The sequence below is a fragment of the Klebsiella indica genome, assembly GCF_005860775.1.
GTDB lineage: Bacteria > Pseudomonadota > Gammaproteobacteria > Enterobacterales > Enterobacteriaceae > Klebsiella > Klebsiella indica.
Genome location: NZ_VCHQ01000023.1, coordinates 12,906 through 27,664 on the forward strand (window position 1 = coordinate 12,906; position 14,759 = coordinate 27,664).

Genomic DNA, 14,759 nt, shown 5'->3' on the forward strand with positions numbered 1-14,759 from the left:
TGGTACTAAGCTTTACTTAGAGTAAAGCTCGACGATCAGGTGTTCGTTAATGTCCGCAGACAGATCAGAACGCTCAGGCTGACGCTTAAACGTACCTTCCATCTTGCCAGCATCAACTTCCAGCCAGGTTGGCTTTTCACGCTGCTCAGCCAGCTCCAGAGCGGCTTTCACGCGAGATTGCTTTTTCGCCTTCTCACGAATGCTAACAACGTCATTCGCTTTAACCTGATAAGAAGCGATGTTAACAACACGACCGTTTACCATGATAGCTTTGTGGCTAACCAGTTGACGTGATTCAGCACGAGTCGCGCCGAAGCCCATACGGTATACAACGTTGTCCAGACGACCTTCCAGCAGAGCTAACAGGTTTTCACCGGTGTTGCCTTTCAGACGTGCTGCTTCTTTATAATAGTTACGGAACTGACGCTCCAGCACACCGTACATACGGCGAACTTTTTGCTTTTCACGCAACTGCACACCATAGTCAGACAGACGCGGTTTACGCGCACCGTGCTGGCCAGGAGCTTGTTCAATTTTACACTTGGTATCGATCGCGCGAACGCCGGACTTAAGGAATAAGTCGGTGCCTTCACGACGGCTCAGCTTGAGCTTAGGACCCAAATATCTTGCCATTTTCTTTCTCCAACAAACCTGGAAACGAACGCGTTATACGCGACGTTTTTTCGGCGGACGACAACCGTTATGAGGGATCGGAGTCACATCAGTAATGTTAGTGATGCGGAAACCAGCGGCGTTCAGTGCACGAATAGTAGATTCGCGACCTGGACCCGGACCTTTGACCATAACTTCCAGATTCTTGATGCCGTATTCTTTTACGGCTTCAGCGCAACGCTCTGCTGCAACCTGAGCTGCGAACGGAGTGGATTTGCGGGAACCACGGAAACCGGAACCACCGGCTGTTGCCCAACCCAGCGCGTTACCCTGACGATCGGTAATGGTAACGATGGTGTTGTTAAAAGAAGCATGGACATGAGCCACGCCATCAGAGACTTGTTTTCTTACACGTTTACGTGCACGAACTGGTGCCTTTGCCATTATTCAATCACCCCGATTATTTCTTGATCGGTTTACGCGGACCCTTACGGGTACGTGCGTTGGTCTTAGTACGCTGACCGCGAACCGGAAGACCACGACGATGACGCAAACCACGATAGCAACCAAGGTCCATCAGACGCTTGATGCTAAGGGTGATTTCACGGCGCAGATCACCTTCAACGACAAATTTACCTACTGCTTCACGCAGAGAATCAATTTGCTCTTCAGACAGCTCACTGATCTTAACATTTTCAGCGATACCCGTGTCAGCGCAGATGGCTTTAGAACGGGTCTTGCCGATACCGAAAATTGCAGTTAAAGCGATTACGGTATGTTTGTGATCAGGAATGTTAATGCCTGCTATACGGGCCACTATGCACTCCTACTATTTAATATGTACGCACCATGCTGAAAAGCCCGTTTTCAGGATACTCAAATGGAAACGTACAGACATACAAAAGATTGGCTGGCTAATCTAGCCAGCTCAACCCAACTTTGCAAGAAAAATATGCGAATAAATCAGCCTTGGCGCTGTTTATGCTTTGGCTCGGCACTGCAAATCACACGGATGACACCATCACGCTTAACGATTTTGCAGTTACGGCATAATTTCTTGACGGAAGCACGAACTTTCATTTTTACTCTCCGTAACTTCTCGGGCGACCAATTAACGGCCGTAGCCTTTCAGGTTCGCCTTCTTCAATGCAGACTCATACTGACTGGACATCATCAGAGTTTGCACTTGAGCCATAAAGTCCATAATCACGACAACAACGATAAGCAGTGAGGTCCCACCGAAGTAGAACGGTACTTTCATTGCATCACGCATGAACTCCGGGATCAGGCAGATAAAAGTAATGTACAACGCGCCAACCAAAGTCAGGCGGGTCATTACTTTATCGATATACTTCGCCGTTTGCTCTCCCGGACGAATTCCTGGTACAAATGCACCGGACTTCTTCAGGTTATCTGCTGTTTCACGCGGATTGAAAACCAACGCTGTGTAGAAGAAACAGAAGAAGATGATTGCAGACGCATAGAGTAACACATAAAGCGGTTGCCCAGGCTGCAAATACAGCGAAATTGTTGTCAGCCAGTTCCAACCAGTACCGCCCCCGAACCATGATGTGATGGTTGCCGGGAACAGGATAATACTGGAAGCGAAGATTGCCGGGATTACCCCTGCCATATTCACTTTCAGCGGCAAATGTGTGCTCTGTGCAGCATAGACACGACGACCCTGCTGACGTTTCGCGTAGTTAACCACAATGCGACGTTGACCACGTTCAACAAAGACAACAAAGAACGTCACTGCAAATACTAATACTGCAACCAACAGCAACAGGAGGAAGTGCAGGTCGCCTTGACGCGCTTGCTCAATAGTATGGCCAATGGCTGGCGGAAGTCCCGCAACAATACCGGCGAAGATAATGATTGAGATACCGTTACCGATACCGCGCTCTGTAATCTGTTCGCCCAACCACATCAGGAACATGGTTCCTGTAACCAGACTAACAACAGCGGTGAAATAGAATGCAAAGCCCGGATTAATGACCAGGCCCTGCATACCAGGCATATTCGGCAGACCGGTAGCAATACCGATCGACTGGAATATCGCCAATACCAGAGTACCGTAGCGGGTGTACTGGCTGATCTTACGACGACCAGACTCCCCTTCTTTCTTCAATTCAGCTAACGGCTGATAAACAACCGTTAACAGCTGGACAATAATCGACGCCGAAATATACGGCATGATACCCAGAGCAAAGATAGAAGCACGGCTGAGAGCACCACCAGAGAACATGTTAAACATTTCAATGATGGTGCCTCGCTGTTGCTCAAGCAGTTTGGCAAGGACAGTGGCATCGATACCAGGGATCGGAATAAAAGAGCCAATACGGAACACAATCAGCGCACCGATTACAAACAGCAGTCTGCGTTTCAGTTCGCCAATCCCACCTTTGGCACTTTGAAAATCTAATCCTGGTTGCTTAGCCATCTGCTACTTATTCCTCAATTTTACCGCCAGCAGCTTCGATAGCAGCACGAGCACCTTTCGTCACGCGCAGGCCACGAACAGTTACCGGACGAGAGACTTCACCAGACAGGATCACTTTCGCGAACTCGATCTGGATACCGATAATGTTAGCCGCTTTCAGCGTGTTCAGGTCGATTACATCGCCTTCAACGTGAGCCAGATCAGACAGACGAACTTCTGCAGTGATCATCGCTTTACGAGAAGTGAAACCGAATTTCGGCAGACGACGGTACAGAGGCATCTGACCACCTTCGAAACCGCGACGTACGCCACCGCCAGAACGTGAATTCTGACCTTTGTGACCACGACCACCGGTTTTACCGAGGCCAGAACCGATACCACGACCCAGGCGTTTACCCGCCTTTTTGGAGCCTTCGGCCGGAGACAGAGTATTTAAACGCATCTCTTACTCCTCAACTTTAACCATGAAGTAAACCGCGTTGACCATACCACGAACAGCAGGAGTATCCTCGCGCTCTACGGTGTGACCAATACGACGCAGACCCAGGCCAAGCAGCGTTGCCTTGTGTTTCGGCAGACGACCGATTGCACTGCGGGTTTGAGTAATTTTAATAGTCTTTGCCATGGTTTATTTCCCCAGAATTTCTTCAACGGATTTACCACGCTTGGCAGCGACCATTTCTGGAGAATTCATATTTTCCAGGCCATCAATAGTTGCACGAACCACGTTGATCGGGTTGGTGGAACCATATGCTTTAGCCAGAACGTTATGAACCCCAGCAACTTCCAGAACAGCGCGCATTGCGCCACCGGCGATAATACCGGTACCTTCGGAAGCTGGCTGCATGAATACACGAGAACCCGTGTGAACACCTTTAACCGGGTGCTGCAGGGTGCCGTGGTTCAGCGCGACGTTAATCATATTGCGACGGGCTTTTTCCATCGCTTTCTGGATCGCTGCTGGAACTTCACGCGCTTTACCGTAACCAAAACCAACGCGACCGTTACCATCGCCAACGACAGTCAGAGCTGTGAAGGAGAAAATACGACCACCTTTAACGGTTTTAGATACGCGGTTTACCGCGATCAGCTTTTCCTGCAGTTCGCCAGCTTGTTTTTCGATGTGAGCCATCTTACACCTCTACCTTAGAACTGAAGGCCAGCTTCACGGGCAGCATCTGCCAGTGCCTGGACACGACCATGATATTGGAACCCGGAACGGTCAAAGGACACATCTTTGATGCCTTTTTCCAGAGCGCGTTCAGCAACAGCTTTACCCACAGCTGCTGCCGCGTCTTTGTTACCGGTGTACTTCAGTTGTTCAGCGATAGCTTTTTCTACAGTAGAAGCAGCTACCAGAACTTCAGAACCGTTCGGTGCAATTACCTGTGCGTAAATATGACGCGGGGTACGATGTACCACCAGGCGAGTTGCGCCCAGCTCCTGGAGCTTGCGGCGTGCGCGGGTCGCACGACGGATACGAGCAGATTTCTTATCCATAGTGTTACCTTACTTCTTCTTAGCCTCTTTGGTACGCACGACTTCGTCGGCGTAACGAACACCCTTGCCTTTATAAGGCTCAGGACGACGGTAGGCGCGCAGATCTGCTGCAACCTGACCGATCACCTGCTTATCAGCGCCTTTCAGCACGATTTCAGTCTGAGTCGGACACTCTGCAGTAACACCTGCTGGCAGCTGGTGGTCAACCGGGTGAGAGAAACCTAAAGACAGGTTTACTACATTCCCTTTAACCGCTGCACGATAACCTACACCAACCAGCTGCAGCTTCTTAGTGAAGCCTTCGGTAACACCGATAACCATTGAGTTCAGCAGGGCACGCGCGGTACCAGCCTGAGCCCAACCGTCTACGTAACCATCACGCGGACCGAAGGTCAGTGCATTATCTGCATGTTTAACGTCAACAGCATCGTTGAGAGTACGAGTCAGCTCGCCGTTTTTACCTTTGATCGTAATAACCTGACCGTTGATTTTTACATCAACGCCGGCAGGAACAACGACCGGTGCTTTAGCAACACGAGACATTTTTTCCTCCGATTAGGCTACGTAGCAGATAATTTCGCCACCAAGACCAGCCTGGCGCGCTGCACGATCGGTCATAACACCTTTAGAGGTAGAAACAACCGCGATACCCAGACCCGCCATAACTTTCGGCAGCTCATCTTTACGTTTGTAGATGCGCAGACCTGGGCGGCTGACACGCTGAATGCTTTCTACAACAGCTTTACCCTGGAAATACTTAAGCGTCACTTCCAGTTCCGGCTTGGTGTCGCCTTCAACTTTAAAATCTTCAATAAAACCTTCTTCCTTCAGCACGTTGGCAATTGCCACTTTCAGCTTGGAGGAAGGCATGGTGACCGCAGCTTTGTTCGCGGCCTGACCGTTACGGATACGGGTCAGCATATCCGCGATCGGATCTTGCATGCTCATCTGTCTTTACTCCCGTGATTCAATTGGTGACAATTACCAGCTAGCCTTTTTCAGACCCGGGATTTCACCGCGCATAGCGGCTTCACGGACCTTAATACGGCTCAACCCGAATTTCCGCAGGAAACCATGCGGACGACCTGTTTGACGGCAGCGATTACGCTGACGAGACGGGCTGGAATCACGCGGCAGAGTCTGCAGCTTGAGAACGGCGTTCCAACGATCTTCGTCAGAAGCGTTCACATCAGAGATGATAGCTTTCAGTTCAGCGCGTTTCGCGAAGAATTTATCAGCTAAAGCCACGCGTTTTACTTCGCGTGCTTTCATTGATTGCTTAGCCATTAAGTAACCCTACCTTACTTGCGGAACGGGAAGTCAAAGGCAGCCAGCAGAGCGCGGCCTTCTTCATCAGATTTCGCAGTAGTGGTAATGGTAATATCCAAACCACGAACGCGGTCGACTTTATCGTAGTCGATTTCTGGGAAGATGATCTGCTCACGGACACCCATGCTGTAGTTACCACGACCATCGAAAGACTTAGCGGACAAGCCACGGAAGTCACGAATACGCGGTACAGCAATAGTGATCAGGCGCTCAAAGAACTCCCACATGCGTTCGCCACGCAGAGTTACTTTACAGCCGATCGGATAGCCCTGACGGATTTTGAAGCCTGCAACTGATTTGCGTGCTTTGGTGATCAGCGGTTTTTGACCGGAGATTGCTGTCAGATCGGCTGCTGCGTTATCCAGCAGTTTCTTGTCAGCGATCGCTTCACCAACACCCATGTTCAGGGTGATCTTCTCGACCCGAGGGACTTGCATGACAGAATTGTAGTTAAACTCGGTCATGAGTTTTTTAACTACTTCGTCTTTGTAGTAATCATGCAGTTTCGCCATCGTACTACTCCAAATTACTTGATAGTTTCGCTGTTAGACTTAAAGAAACGGACTTTTTTACCGTCTTCAAATCTAAAGCCTACACGGTCAGCCTTGCCGGTTGCCGCATTGAAGATTGCAACGTTAGAAACCTGAATAGCGGCTTCTTTTTCAACGATGCCACCCGGTTGGTTCAGAGCCGGAACCGGCTTCTGGTGTTTCTTAACCAGGTTGATACCTTCAACAATGACCTTGCCGGAAGACAGGACATTCTTAACTTTACCGCGCTTACCTTTATCTTTACCGGTTAACACGATAACTTCGTCATCACGACGGATTTTCGCTGCCATGATTCGCTCCTTAGAGTACTTCTGGGGCCAGAGAGATAATTTTCATGAACTTCTCGGTGCGAAGTTCACGAGTTACCGGCCCAAAAATACGCGTACCGATGGGCTGCTCGCTGTTATTGTTCAGAATAACGCATGCATTACCATCGAAGCGAATGACAGAACCGTCCGGGCGACGAACACCCTTCTTGGTGCGCACCACTACCGCCTTCAGCACATCACCTTTTTTGACCTTACCACGCGGAATTGCTTCTTTGATGGTGATCTTGATGATGTCGCCTACGCCTGCGTAGCGACGGTGCGAGCCACCCAGAACCTTGATACACATTACGCGACGTGCACCGGAGTTGTCGGCGACGTTCAGCATAGTCTGTTCTTGGATCATTTTAGTGCTCCGCTAATGTCAACTACTACTGAGACCCAAAAATCAGGTCGTTAAAAAAGCCCCATATCGGGGGCGCGGCATTATAACACCGCAAATCAGATATGGGTAGAAAAAATAAACGGCCCATCACTGAGCCGTTTATTCGTTGAGAGCAGGTACTGTATTACAGAACCGCTTTCTCTACAACGCGAACCAGAGTCCAGGACTTCGTCTTGGACAGCGGACGGCATTCGCGGATTTCAACCTTGTCGCCGATACCGCATTCGTTGTTCTCGTCATGTACGTGCAGTTTGGTCGTACGCTTGATGAATTTGCCGTATACCGGGTGTTTCACCATACGTTCGATAGCAACAACAATGGATTTCTCCATTTTGTCGCTAACCACGCGACCTTGCAGAGTACGGATTTTATCGGTCATTACGCACCCGCCTTCTGAGTCAGTAAAGTCTTAACGCGTGCAACATCACGACGCACTTGCTTCAGCAGATGAGTCTGTTGCAGCTGGCCACTTGCAGCCTGCATACGCAGGTTGAACTGCTCACGCAGCAGGTTCAGCAGCTCAGCGTTCAGCTCTTCAACGCTTTTTTCACGCAGCTCTTTTGCTTTCATTACATCACCGTCTTAGTTACAAAGGTGGTTTTGATCGGCAGTTTCGCTGCTGCCAGGCCGAATGCTTCACGGGCCAGCTCTTCCGGTACGCCGTCCATTTCATAAAGGACTTTACCCGGCTGAATCAAGGCAACCCAATACTCCACGTTACCTTTACCTTTACCCATACGAACTTCCAGCGGCTTCTCGGTGATCGGTTTGTCCGGGAACACTCGGATCCAGATCTTACCTTGACGCTTAACTGCACGGGTCATAGCACGACGTGCTGCTTCGATCTGACGGGCAGTCAGACGACCACGGCCAACAGCTTTCAGACCGAAAGTGCCGAAGCTAACATCCGTACCCTGCGCCAGACCACGGTTGCGGCCTTTATGCACTTTACGGAATTTTGTACGCTTTGGTTGTAACATCAGCGACGCTCCTTATTTACGGCCTTTACGCTGCTGCTTTTTAGGTTGAGCAGCCGGTTCCGGTTGTTCAACAGCAGCCATACCACCCAGGATCTCACCTTTGAAGATCCATACCTTAACGCCGATTACACCGTAAGTGGTGTGCGCTTCAGAGGTGTTGTAGTCGATGTCAGCACGCAGAGTGTGCAGCGGTACGCGACCTTCGCGGTACCATTCGGTACGTGCGATTTCCGCGCCGCCCAGACGGCCGCTAACTTCAACTTTGATCCCTTTAGCGCCCAGACGCATTGCGTTCTGTACAGCACGCTTCATCGCACGACGGAACATAACGCGACGTTCCAGCTGAGAAGTGATGCTGTCAGCAACCAATTTAGCGTCCAGTTCAGGCTTACGAACTTCGGCAATATTGATCTGTGCAGGCACGCCAGCGAGATCCGCTACGACCTTGCGCAGTTTTTCTACGTCTTCGCCTTTCTTACCGATAACGATACCCGGACGAGCTGTATGAATAGTCACACGAATGCTCTTAGCCGGACGCTCGATAACGATGCGAGATACAGACGCTTTCGCCAGTTCCTTCGTCAGGTACTGACGTACTTTAAAATCGCTGTCCAGGTTGTCAGCGAATTCTTTGGTGTTCGCAAACCAGGTAGAGTTCCATGGTTTTACAATACCCAGGCGAATACCATTAGGATGTACTTTCTGACCCATTGCTAGTCTCCAGAGTCTCAGCGATCGGACACAACCACAGTAATGTGGCTGGTGCGCTTCAGGATGCGATCTGCACGACCTTTAGCACGCGGCATAATGCGCTTCATGCTTGGGCCTTCGTCTACGAAAATTTTCGCAACTTTCAGATCATCAATGTCAGCGCCATCGTTGTGTTCAGCGTTAGCAATGGCAGATTCCAGTACTTTCTTGACCAGTACAGCCGCTTTCTTATTGGTGTAGGTCAGAATATCCAGGGCCTGCGACACTTTCTTACCGCGAATCAGGTCAGCAACAAGGCGAACCTTCTGAGCAGAAGAACGAGCATGGCGATGTTGAGCTAAAGTTTCCATCTCTTCCTCCTACCTTATTTCTTCTTCGCTTTTTTATCAGCAGCGTGGCCGCGATAAGTACGAGTCGGTGCGAATTCACCCAGTTTGTGACCAACCATTTCGTCGGTTACAAATACCGGAACGTGCTGACGACCATTATGGACAGCGATGGTCAAACCGATCATGTTAGGAAAGATCGTTGAACGACGGGACCAAGTGCGCAGGGGCTTCTTGTCTCCGCTTTCCACCGCTTTCTCTACCTTCTTCAGCAAGTGCAGGTCAATAAAAGGACCTTTCTTGAGAGAACGTGGCATGGCTTATCCTCTAAAATTATTTGCTACGGCGACGTACGATGAATTTATCAGTACGCTTGTTGCTGCGGGTCTTCTTACCTTTGGTCTGTACGCCCCACGGAGTAACCGGGTGCTTACCAAAGTTACGACCCTCACCACCACCATGTGGGTGATCGACTGGGTTCATCGCGGTACCGCGAACGGTCGGACGAACACCACGCCAGCGTGCAGCACCTGCTTTACCCAGAACGCGCAGCATATGCTCAGCATTGCCAACTTCGCCCAGAGTTGCACGGCACTCTGCTTCGACTTTACGCATTTCACCAGAACGCAGACGCAGGGTGACATAAGCACCATCGCGCGCAACGATCTGAACGTAAGTACCCGCAGAACGCGCCAGCTGACCGCCTTTACCTGGTTTCATTTCTACGTTATGAACGGTAGAACCAACCGGGATGTTGCGCATCGGCAGGGTGTTGCCTGGTTTGATTGCAGCATCAACGCCAGACTGAATCTGGTCGCCAGCTTTCAGGCCTTTCGGGGCCAGGATGTAACGGCGCTCGCCATCTTTGTACAGAACCAGCGCGATATTCGCGGAACGGTTCGGATCGTACTCAAGACGTTCAACAACTGCCGGGATACCGTCTTTGTTGCGTTTAAAGTCAACAATACGGTAGGCCTGTTTGTGACCACCACCGATATGACGAGTGGTGATACGGCCATTGTTGTTACGACCACCGGATTTGCTGTTTTTTTCAATCAGCGGAGCAAAAGGTTTGCCCTTGTGCAGCTCAGGGTTAACCACTTTAACAACGTGGCGACGACCCGGAGATGTCGGTTTACATTTAACAACTGCCATTGTATTACTCCTCCGACTTACTCAGCGCCGCCAACGAAGTCCAGGTTCTGGCCTTCTTTCAGGGTGACGTAAGCTTTTTTCCAGTCGCTACGACGACCGATACGCTGTCCGTGACGTTTAACTTTCCCTTTAACAACCAGGGTGTTAACGACTTCGACTTCGACTTCAAACAGTTTCTGCACAGCAGCTTTGATTTCTGCTTTGGTCGCGTCTTTAGCAACTTTGAGAACGATGGTGTTGGTTTTTTCCATCGCAGTAGACGCTTTTTCAGAAACGTGCGGTGCGCGCAGCACCTTCAGCAGACGTTCTTCACGAATCATGCCAGCATCTCCTCAACTTGCTTAACAGCATCAGCAGTCATTACGACTTTGTCGAAGGCGATCAGGCTAACCGGGTCGATACCAGTTGCATCGCGTACGTCAACCTTGTGCAGGTTGCGCGCAGCCAGGAACAGGTTCTCGTCCAGCTCACCGGTGATGATCAGCACATCTTCCAGAGCCATGTCTTTCAGTTTCTGAGCCAGCAGCTTAGTTTTCGGCGCTTCTACAGAGAACTTCTCGACAACGATCAGACGATCCTGACGTACCAGTTCGGACAGAATGCTTTTCAGCGCGCCGCGGTACATCTTCTTATTAACTTTTTGACTGTGGTCCTGCGGACGAGCAGCGAAGGTCACGCCACCAGAACGCCAGATCGGGCTCTTGATAGAACCAGAACGGGCACGGCCAGTACCTTTCTGGCGCCACGGTTTTTTACCGGAGCCAGTGACTTCAGCACGCGTCTTCTGAGCACGAGTACCCTGACGAGCACCAGCTGCATAAGCAACAACAACCTGGTGAACCAGCGCTTCGTTGAAATCACGACCGAAGGTAGTTTCGGAAACAGTCAGCGCGCTCTGCGCGTCTTTCAATACTAATTCCATTGCTATCCCCTTACGCCTTCACAGCTGGTTTAACGATCAGGTCGCTACCGGTTGCACCCGGGACTGCGCCTTTAACCAGCAGCAGGTTGCGCTCAGCGTCAACACGTACTACGTCCAGGCTCTGAACGGTTACACGTTCGTTACCCAGCTGACCTGCCATTTTCTTGCCTTTGAACACTTTGCCCGGAGTCTGGTTCTGACCGATAGAACCCGGAACGCGGTGGGACAAGGAGTTACCGTGAGTCGCGTCCTGGGTACGGAAGTTCCAGCGCTTAACGGTACCAGCAAAACCTTTACCTTTAGAGGTACCGGTTACGTCAACTTTTTTAACATCAGCAAACAGCTCAACGCTAATATTCTGACCTACGGTGAATTCTTCGCCGTCAGCAAGACGGAATTCCCACAGACCACGGCCAGCTTCAACGCCAGCTTTAGCGAAGTGACCCGCTTCCGGCTTGGTTACACGGTTAGCTTTTTTAGCACCAGTGGTAACCTGAACAGCGCGGTAGCCATCGTTAGCCAGATCTTTAACCTGAGTAACGCGGTTTGCTTCAACTTCGATTACGGTTACTGGGATAGAGACGCCATCTTCAGTGAAGATGCGGGTCATACCCACTTTTTTACCGACTAAACCAATCATTGTTTCAACCTCTCAATCGCTCGATGACCTGATTAACCCAGGCTGATCTGCACGTCTACACCGGCAGCCAGGTCCAGACGCATCAGAGCATCAACGGTTTTCTCGGTTGGCTCAACGATGTCAACCAGACGCTTGTGAGTGCGAATTTCGTACTGATCGCGCGCATCTTTGTTGACGTGCGGAGAGATCAGAACGGTAAAGCGCTCTTTGCGGGTCGGCAGCGGGATCGGACCACGGACTTGCGCACCAGTGCGCTTAGCAGTCTCGACGATTTCCGCGGTTGATTGATCGATCAGACGATGATCAAACGCTTTCAGGCGGATACGGATTCTTTGGTTCTGCATGAGACCAGAGCTCCAATTATTTTATAAACGAAAATGATTACTCCTCGAACCCATTACGATTGATGGGAGAGTGTAACCGTTCTTACGTAGCCCCCCGATTGGGAGCATTGTTAGATAACCAAATCGGCTACCTAAGGTTCAGATTGAACCTACCGTCGATTAAGACAGGCCCGCGCATTATACGCAAATCTCAGACTGACGCAAGCGCTGCGTAGATATTAATCACCTGCCCGGTAATGCGAGCCGCTATCCACAATATGTTCGCTGGTTTTGCTTTGCGCTTTTTCTTCTGGAGGAACCGCATAACGACATCACGTCTGCGTTGTGCTGCGCGATCATTTTCGCGATGGTGGCCACAACGTATTAGATGGAGTAATCGATGCTAACCGCCCTCCCCTTCCTGATTGTCTATTTTACTTTATCGATACTGCTTTGGATCTCCGATCAGCGAACCGGGTTGCTGCCTGACCGGTTTACCTGCCCTCTCCTGTGGAGTGGGTTGCTTTATCACCAGTGCTGTTTATCGGCAGGACTGCCTGAAGCCGTGTGGGGCGCAATGGCAGGCTACGTGGTACTGGCGTTTCTTTACTGGATTTATCGCTGGCTATATCACAAGGAAGGGCTTGGCTATGGTGATGTAAAATTCCTTGCCGCGCTGGGCGCCTGGCACGGTTGGCAATCCTTACCTGTTCTGGTTTTTCTGGCTGCTCTTTTCGCCTGTGTCTTCACGTTAGTACTGTTCATAAGGAGGGGAAAAGCGGTACTAAAAAACCCGCTGCCTTTCGGGCCATTCCTGGCGACTGCGGGTTTTATCGTTAGTGGGCAAACGCTTCTGGCGGGAATACTCAGTCTTCCACTTTAATCTGCGATTGCAGATAATTCGGCAGACCAATTTTACCGATGAGATCCAGCTCAGTTTCAAGCCAGTCGATATGCCCTTCTTCATCCGCCAGAATTTCAATCATCATATCCCGGCTAACATAGTCATGGACAGTATCGGCGTAAGCAATAGCCTCACGCAGGTCTTTTGCTCCTTCCAGCTCTAGCCGAAGATCTGACTGCAGCATCTCTTCGACATCTTCACCAATTCCCAGCTTGCCAAGATCCTGCAAGTTTGGGAGCCCCTCAAGAAACAAAATACGCTCAATATATTTATCAGCGTGTTTCATTTCATCGATGGATTCATGGTATTCGACATCATTGAGACGAGTGAGCCCCCAGTTTTTAAACATACGGGCATGGAGAAAATACTGGTTGATTGCGACAAGCTCATTTCCCAATAGTTTATTGAGATAATTTATGATTTTAACATCACCTTTCATTTTATAGTCCCTCCGCTTCCACTCTTAGAGCGTAGATGGGGCTACCGGGATGTCAAAAAAAAAGTGTCGCTCAGGCGGTCTCTTTAAACTCTGGCACTTGTGTTAATTCATCCTGCATCACTTCTCGCACCGCACGGATGCATTTACCACATTGATTTCCAACGGGAATAAATTTACGCAATTGCTGAAATGATTGAGGGTGAAACTGACGTACAGCCTGACGAATTTTTTTATCACTTACACCATTACACAAACAAACGTACATAATCGCCCCCGTTCAATTTCTGCGCAAAGTGTAAATGAGAATAGTTATAATTACAATAGAGGAAATACGTTTATATACAGCAGATACGTATAAAAATTGCGACTAAATATGACTCTCTTTCTATGATGAGTAGGTATAAGGGATAGCAAAAAGGGCGCCGAAGCGCCCTTTTCAATTCAAAACTAATTAACGAGTAATTAGCCCAGAACTTTCGCTACAACGCCTGCGCCAACGGTACGGCCGCCTTCACGGATTGCAAAACGCAGACCGTCGTCCATCGCGATCGGGTGGATCAGGGTAACAACCATTTTGATGTTGTCGCCCGGCATTACCATCTCTACGCCTTCCGGCAGTTCGATGGTGCCAGTCACGTCAGTTGTACGGAAGTAGAACTGCGGACGGTAGCCTTTGAAGAACGGAGTATGACGGCCGCCTTCGTCTTTGGACAGAATGTACACTTCAGATTCGAACTTAGTGTGCGGCTTGATTGAGCCCGGCTTAGCCAGAACCTGACCACGTTCGATTTCTTCACGTTTGATACCACGCAGCAGAACACCAACGTTCTCACCGGCACGGCCTTCGTCCAGCAGTTTGCGGAACATTTCTACGCCAGTACAGGTTGATTTCTGCGTGTCTTTGATACCAACGATCTCAACTTCTTCACCTACTTTGATGATACCGCGCTCTACACGACCGGTAACAACGGTACCACGACCGGAGATGGAGAATACGTCTTCGATCGGCAGCAGGAACGGCTTGTCAATCGCACGCTCTGGTTCCGGGATGTAAGAATCCAGGTAGCCAGCCAGTTCGATGATTTTCGCTTCCCACTCTGCATCGCCTTCCAGCGCTTTCAGAGCAGAACCACGAACGATCGGCGTGTCGTCGCCCGGGAAATCGTACTGAGACAGCAGCTCACGCACTTCCATCTCAACCAGTTCCAGCAGC

The 14,759-nt window shown here is 50.1% G+C and carries 30 protein-coding genes; 1 reads left to right on the plus strand and 29 read right to left on the minus strand.

Going from position 1 to position 14,759, the window contains the following annotated elements; genetic code table 11:
* Positions 1–12 precede the first annotated feature (12 nt).
* From rpsD to rpsJ, 26 genes are all read right to left on the minus strand, one after another.
* A complete protein-coding gene (gene rpsD, locus FE839_RS15900; protein WP_004868345.1) occupies positions 13–633 on the minus strand; it encodes a 30S ribosomal protein S4 in 621 nt (206 codons plus the stop codon).
* A 33-nt stretch (positions 634–666) separates the two neighbouring features.
* Complete coding sequence (gene rpsK, locus FE839_RS15905) at positions 667–1,056, minus strand: 30S ribosomal protein S11 (protein WP_004138423.1); 390 nt, start codon at positions 1,054–1,056, stop codon at positions 667–669.
* Positions 1,057–1,072: 16 nt separating this feature from the next.
* Positions 1,073–1,429 (minus strand): 30S ribosomal protein S13, encoded by a 357-nt coding sequence (gene rpsM / locus FE839_RS15910; RefSeq protein ID WP_138361777.1) that lies wholly within the window; start codon positions 1,427–1,429, stop codon positions 1,073–1,075.
* A 146-nt stretch (positions 1,430–1,575) separates the two neighbouring features.
* A complete protein-coding gene (gene rpmJ / locus FE839_RS15915; protein ID WP_000868187.1) occupies positions 1,576–1,692 on the minus strand; it encodes a 50S ribosomal protein L36 in 117 nt (38 codons plus the stop codon).
* Between the two features lie 31 nt (positions 1,693–1,723).
* The gene (gene secY / locus FE839_RS15920) at positions 1,724–3,055 is read right to left on the minus strand and encodes a preprotein translocase subunit SecY (protein WP_138361778.1); all 1,332 of its coding nucleotides are present in this window, start codon (positions 3,053–3,055) and stop codon (positions 1,724–1,726) included.
* A 7-nt stretch (positions 3,056–3,062) separates the two neighbouring features.
* A complete protein-coding gene (gene rplO, locus FE839_RS15925) occupies positions 3,063–3,497 on the minus strand; it encodes a 50S ribosomal protein L15 (RefSeq protein WP_004106336.1) in 435 nt (144 codons plus the stop codon).
* A gap of 3 nt (positions 3,498–3,500) precedes the next feature.
* A complete protein-coding gene (gene rpmD, locus FE839_RS15930) occupies positions 3,501–3,680 on the minus strand; it encodes a 50S ribosomal protein L30 (protein WP_003863301.1) in 180 nt (59 codons plus the stop codon).
* Positions 3,681–3,683: 3 nt separating this feature from the next.
* Positions 3,684–4,187, minus strand: a complete 504-nt coding sequence (gene rpsE, locus FE839_RS15935) for a 30S ribosomal protein S5 (RefSeq protein ID WP_004106339.1) — start codon at positions 4,185–4,187, stop codon at positions 3,684–3,686.
* Between the two features lie 14 nt (positions 4,188–4,201).
* On the minus strand, positions 4,202–4,555 hold the full coding sequence (gene rplR / locus FE839_RS15940) for a 50S ribosomal protein L18 (protein WP_000358960.1): 354 nt from the start codon (positions 4,553–4,555) through the stop codon (positions 4,202–4,204).
* 9 nt (positions 4,556–4,564) lie between these two features.
* Positions 4,565–5,098 carry a 50S ribosomal protein L6 gene (gene rplF, locus FE839_RS15945; RefSeq protein ID WP_138361779.1) on the minus strand — a complete coding sequence of 178 codons (534 nt, stop codon included), beginning with the start codon at positions 5,096–5,098 and terminating at the stop codon, positions 4,565–4,567.
* Between the two features lie 12 nt (positions 5,099–5,110).
* Positions 5,111–5,503, minus strand: coding sequence for a 30S ribosomal protein S8 (gene rpsH / locus FE839_RS15950; RefSeq protein WP_012908428.1), 393 nt, complete (start codon positions 5,501–5,503; stop codon positions 5,111–5,113).
* Positions 5,504–5,536: 33 nt separating this feature from the next.
* Positions 5,537–5,842, minus strand: a complete 306-nt coding sequence (gene rpsN / locus FE839_RS15955) for a 30S ribosomal protein S14 (protein WP_138361780.1) — start codon at positions 5,840–5,842, stop codon at positions 5,537–5,539.
* Positions 5,843–5,856: 14 nt separating this feature from the next.
* Complete coding sequence (rplE, locus tag FE839_RS15960) at positions 5,857–6,396, minus strand: 50S ribosomal protein L5 (RefSeq protein WP_001096202.1); 540 nt, start codon at positions 6,394–6,396, stop codon at positions 5,857–5,859.
* A 14-nt stretch (positions 6,397–6,410) separates the two neighbouring features.
* On the minus strand, positions 6,411–6,725 hold the full coding sequence (gene rplX, locus FE839_RS15965) for a 50S ribosomal protein L24 (protein ID WP_000729185.1): 315 nt from the start codon (positions 6,723–6,725) through the stop codon (positions 6,411–6,413).
* Between the two features lie 10 nt (positions 6,726–6,735).
* Complete coding sequence (gene rplN / locus FE839_RS15970) at positions 6,736–7,107, minus strand: 50S ribosomal protein L14 (RefSeq protein WP_002919748.1); 372 nt, start codon at positions 7,105–7,107, stop codon at positions 6,736–6,738.
* Between the two features lie 163 nt (positions 7,108–7,270).
* On the minus strand, positions 7,271–7,525 hold the full coding sequence (gene rpsQ, locus FE839_RS15975; RefSeq protein WP_002919751.1) for a 30S ribosomal protein S17: 255 nt from the start codon (positions 7,523–7,525) through the stop codon (positions 7,271–7,273).
* Positions 7,525–7,716, minus strand: coding sequence for a 50S ribosomal protein L29 (gene rpmC, locus FE839_RS15980; protein ID WP_002919754.1), 192 nt, complete (start codon positions 7,714–7,716; stop codon positions 7,525–7,527). The genes rpsQ and rpmC overlap by 1 nt, the downstream gene beginning before the upstream one ends.
* Positions 7,716–8,126, minus strand: a complete 411-nt coding sequence (gene rplP / locus FE839_RS15985; RefSeq protein WP_002919759.1) for a 50S ribosomal protein L16 — start codon at positions 8,124–8,126, stop codon at positions 7,716–7,718. The genes rpmC and rplP overlap by 1 nt, the downstream gene beginning before the upstream one ends.
* Before the next feature lie 12 nt (positions 8,127–8,138).
* Positions 8,139–8,837, minus strand: coding sequence for a 30S ribosomal protein S3 (rpsC, locus tag FE839_RS15990; RefSeq protein ID WP_004106350.1), 699 nt, complete (start codon positions 8,835–8,837; stop codon positions 8,139–8,141).
* Between the two features lie 17 nt (positions 8,838–8,854).
* Positions 8,855–9,187 carry a 50S ribosomal protein L22 gene (gene rplV / locus FE839_RS15995; protein ID WP_002919773.1) on the minus strand — a complete coding sequence of 111 codons (333 nt, stop codon included), beginning with the start codon at positions 9,185–9,187 and terminating at the stop codon, positions 8,855–8,857.
* A gap of 14 nt (positions 9,188–9,201) precedes the next feature.
* On the minus strand, positions 9,202–9,480 hold the full coding sequence (gene rpsS / locus FE839_RS16000) for a 30S ribosomal protein S19 (RefSeq protein ID WP_001138117.1): 279 nt from the start codon (positions 9,478–9,480) through the stop codon (positions 9,202–9,204).
* A 16-nt stretch (positions 9,481–9,496) separates the two neighbouring features.
* Complete coding sequence (rplB, locus tag FE839_RS16005; RefSeq protein WP_138361781.1) at positions 9,497–10,318, minus strand: 50S ribosomal protein L2; 822 nt, start codon at positions 10,316–10,318, stop codon at positions 9,497–9,499.
* A gap of 17 nt (positions 10,319–10,335) precedes the next feature.
* Positions 10,336–10,638 (minus strand): 50S ribosomal protein L23, encoded by a 303-nt coding sequence (rplW, locus tag FE839_RS16010; RefSeq protein WP_000617546.1) that lies wholly within the window; start codon positions 10,636–10,638, stop codon positions 10,336–10,338.
* Positions 10,635–11,240 (minus strand): 50S ribosomal protein L4, encoded by a 606-nt coding sequence (gene rplD, locus FE839_RS16015; RefSeq protein WP_000424395.1) that lies wholly within the window; start codon positions 11,238–11,240, stop codon positions 10,635–10,637. The genes rplW and rplD overlap by 4 nt, the downstream gene beginning before the upstream one ends.
* 10 nt (positions 11,241–11,250) lie before the next feature.
* Complete coding sequence (rplC, locus tag FE839_RS16020) at positions 11,251–11,880, minus strand: 50S ribosomal protein L3 (protein WP_138361782.1); 630 nt, start codon at positions 11,878–11,880, stop codon at positions 11,251–11,253.
* Between the two features lie 32 nt (positions 11,881–11,912).
* A complete protein-coding gene (gene rpsJ / locus FE839_RS16025; protein ID WP_001181005.1) occupies positions 11,913–12,224 on the minus strand; it encodes a 30S ribosomal protein S10 in 312 nt (103 codons plus the stop codon).
* Between the two features lie 379 nt (positions 12,225–12,603).
* Here rpsJ and FE839_RS16030 point away from each other — a divergent pair, with 379 nt between their 5' ends.
* On the plus strand, positions 12,604–13,086 hold the full coding sequence (locus FE839_RS16030; protein WP_138361783.1) for a prepilin peptidase: 483 nt from the start codon (positions 12,604–12,606) through the stop codon (positions 13,084–13,086).
* Here the strand turns inward: FE839_RS16030 and bfr are convergent.
* The 3 genes from bfr to FE839_RS16045 all read right to left on the minus strand — a co-directional run.
* A complete protein-coding gene (gene bfr, locus FE839_RS16035) occupies positions 13,070–13,546 on the minus strand; it encodes a bacterioferritin (protein WP_138361784.1) in 477 nt (158 codons plus the stop codon). The two genes, FE839_RS16030 and bfr, sit on opposite strands and share 17 nt — an antisense overlap.
* Positions 13,547–13,616: 70 nt before the next feature.
* Complete coding sequence (gene bfd, locus FE839_RS16040; protein WP_138361785.1) at positions 13,617–13,811, minus strand: bacterioferritin-associated ferredoxin; 195 nt, start codon at positions 13,809–13,811, stop codon at positions 13,617–13,619.
* 197 nt (positions 13,812–14,008) lie between these two features.
* Positions 14,009–14,759: elongation factor Tu (locus FE839_RS16045; protein ID WP_138361786.1), on the minus strand; the 751-nt coding region annotated here is incomplete at its 5' end.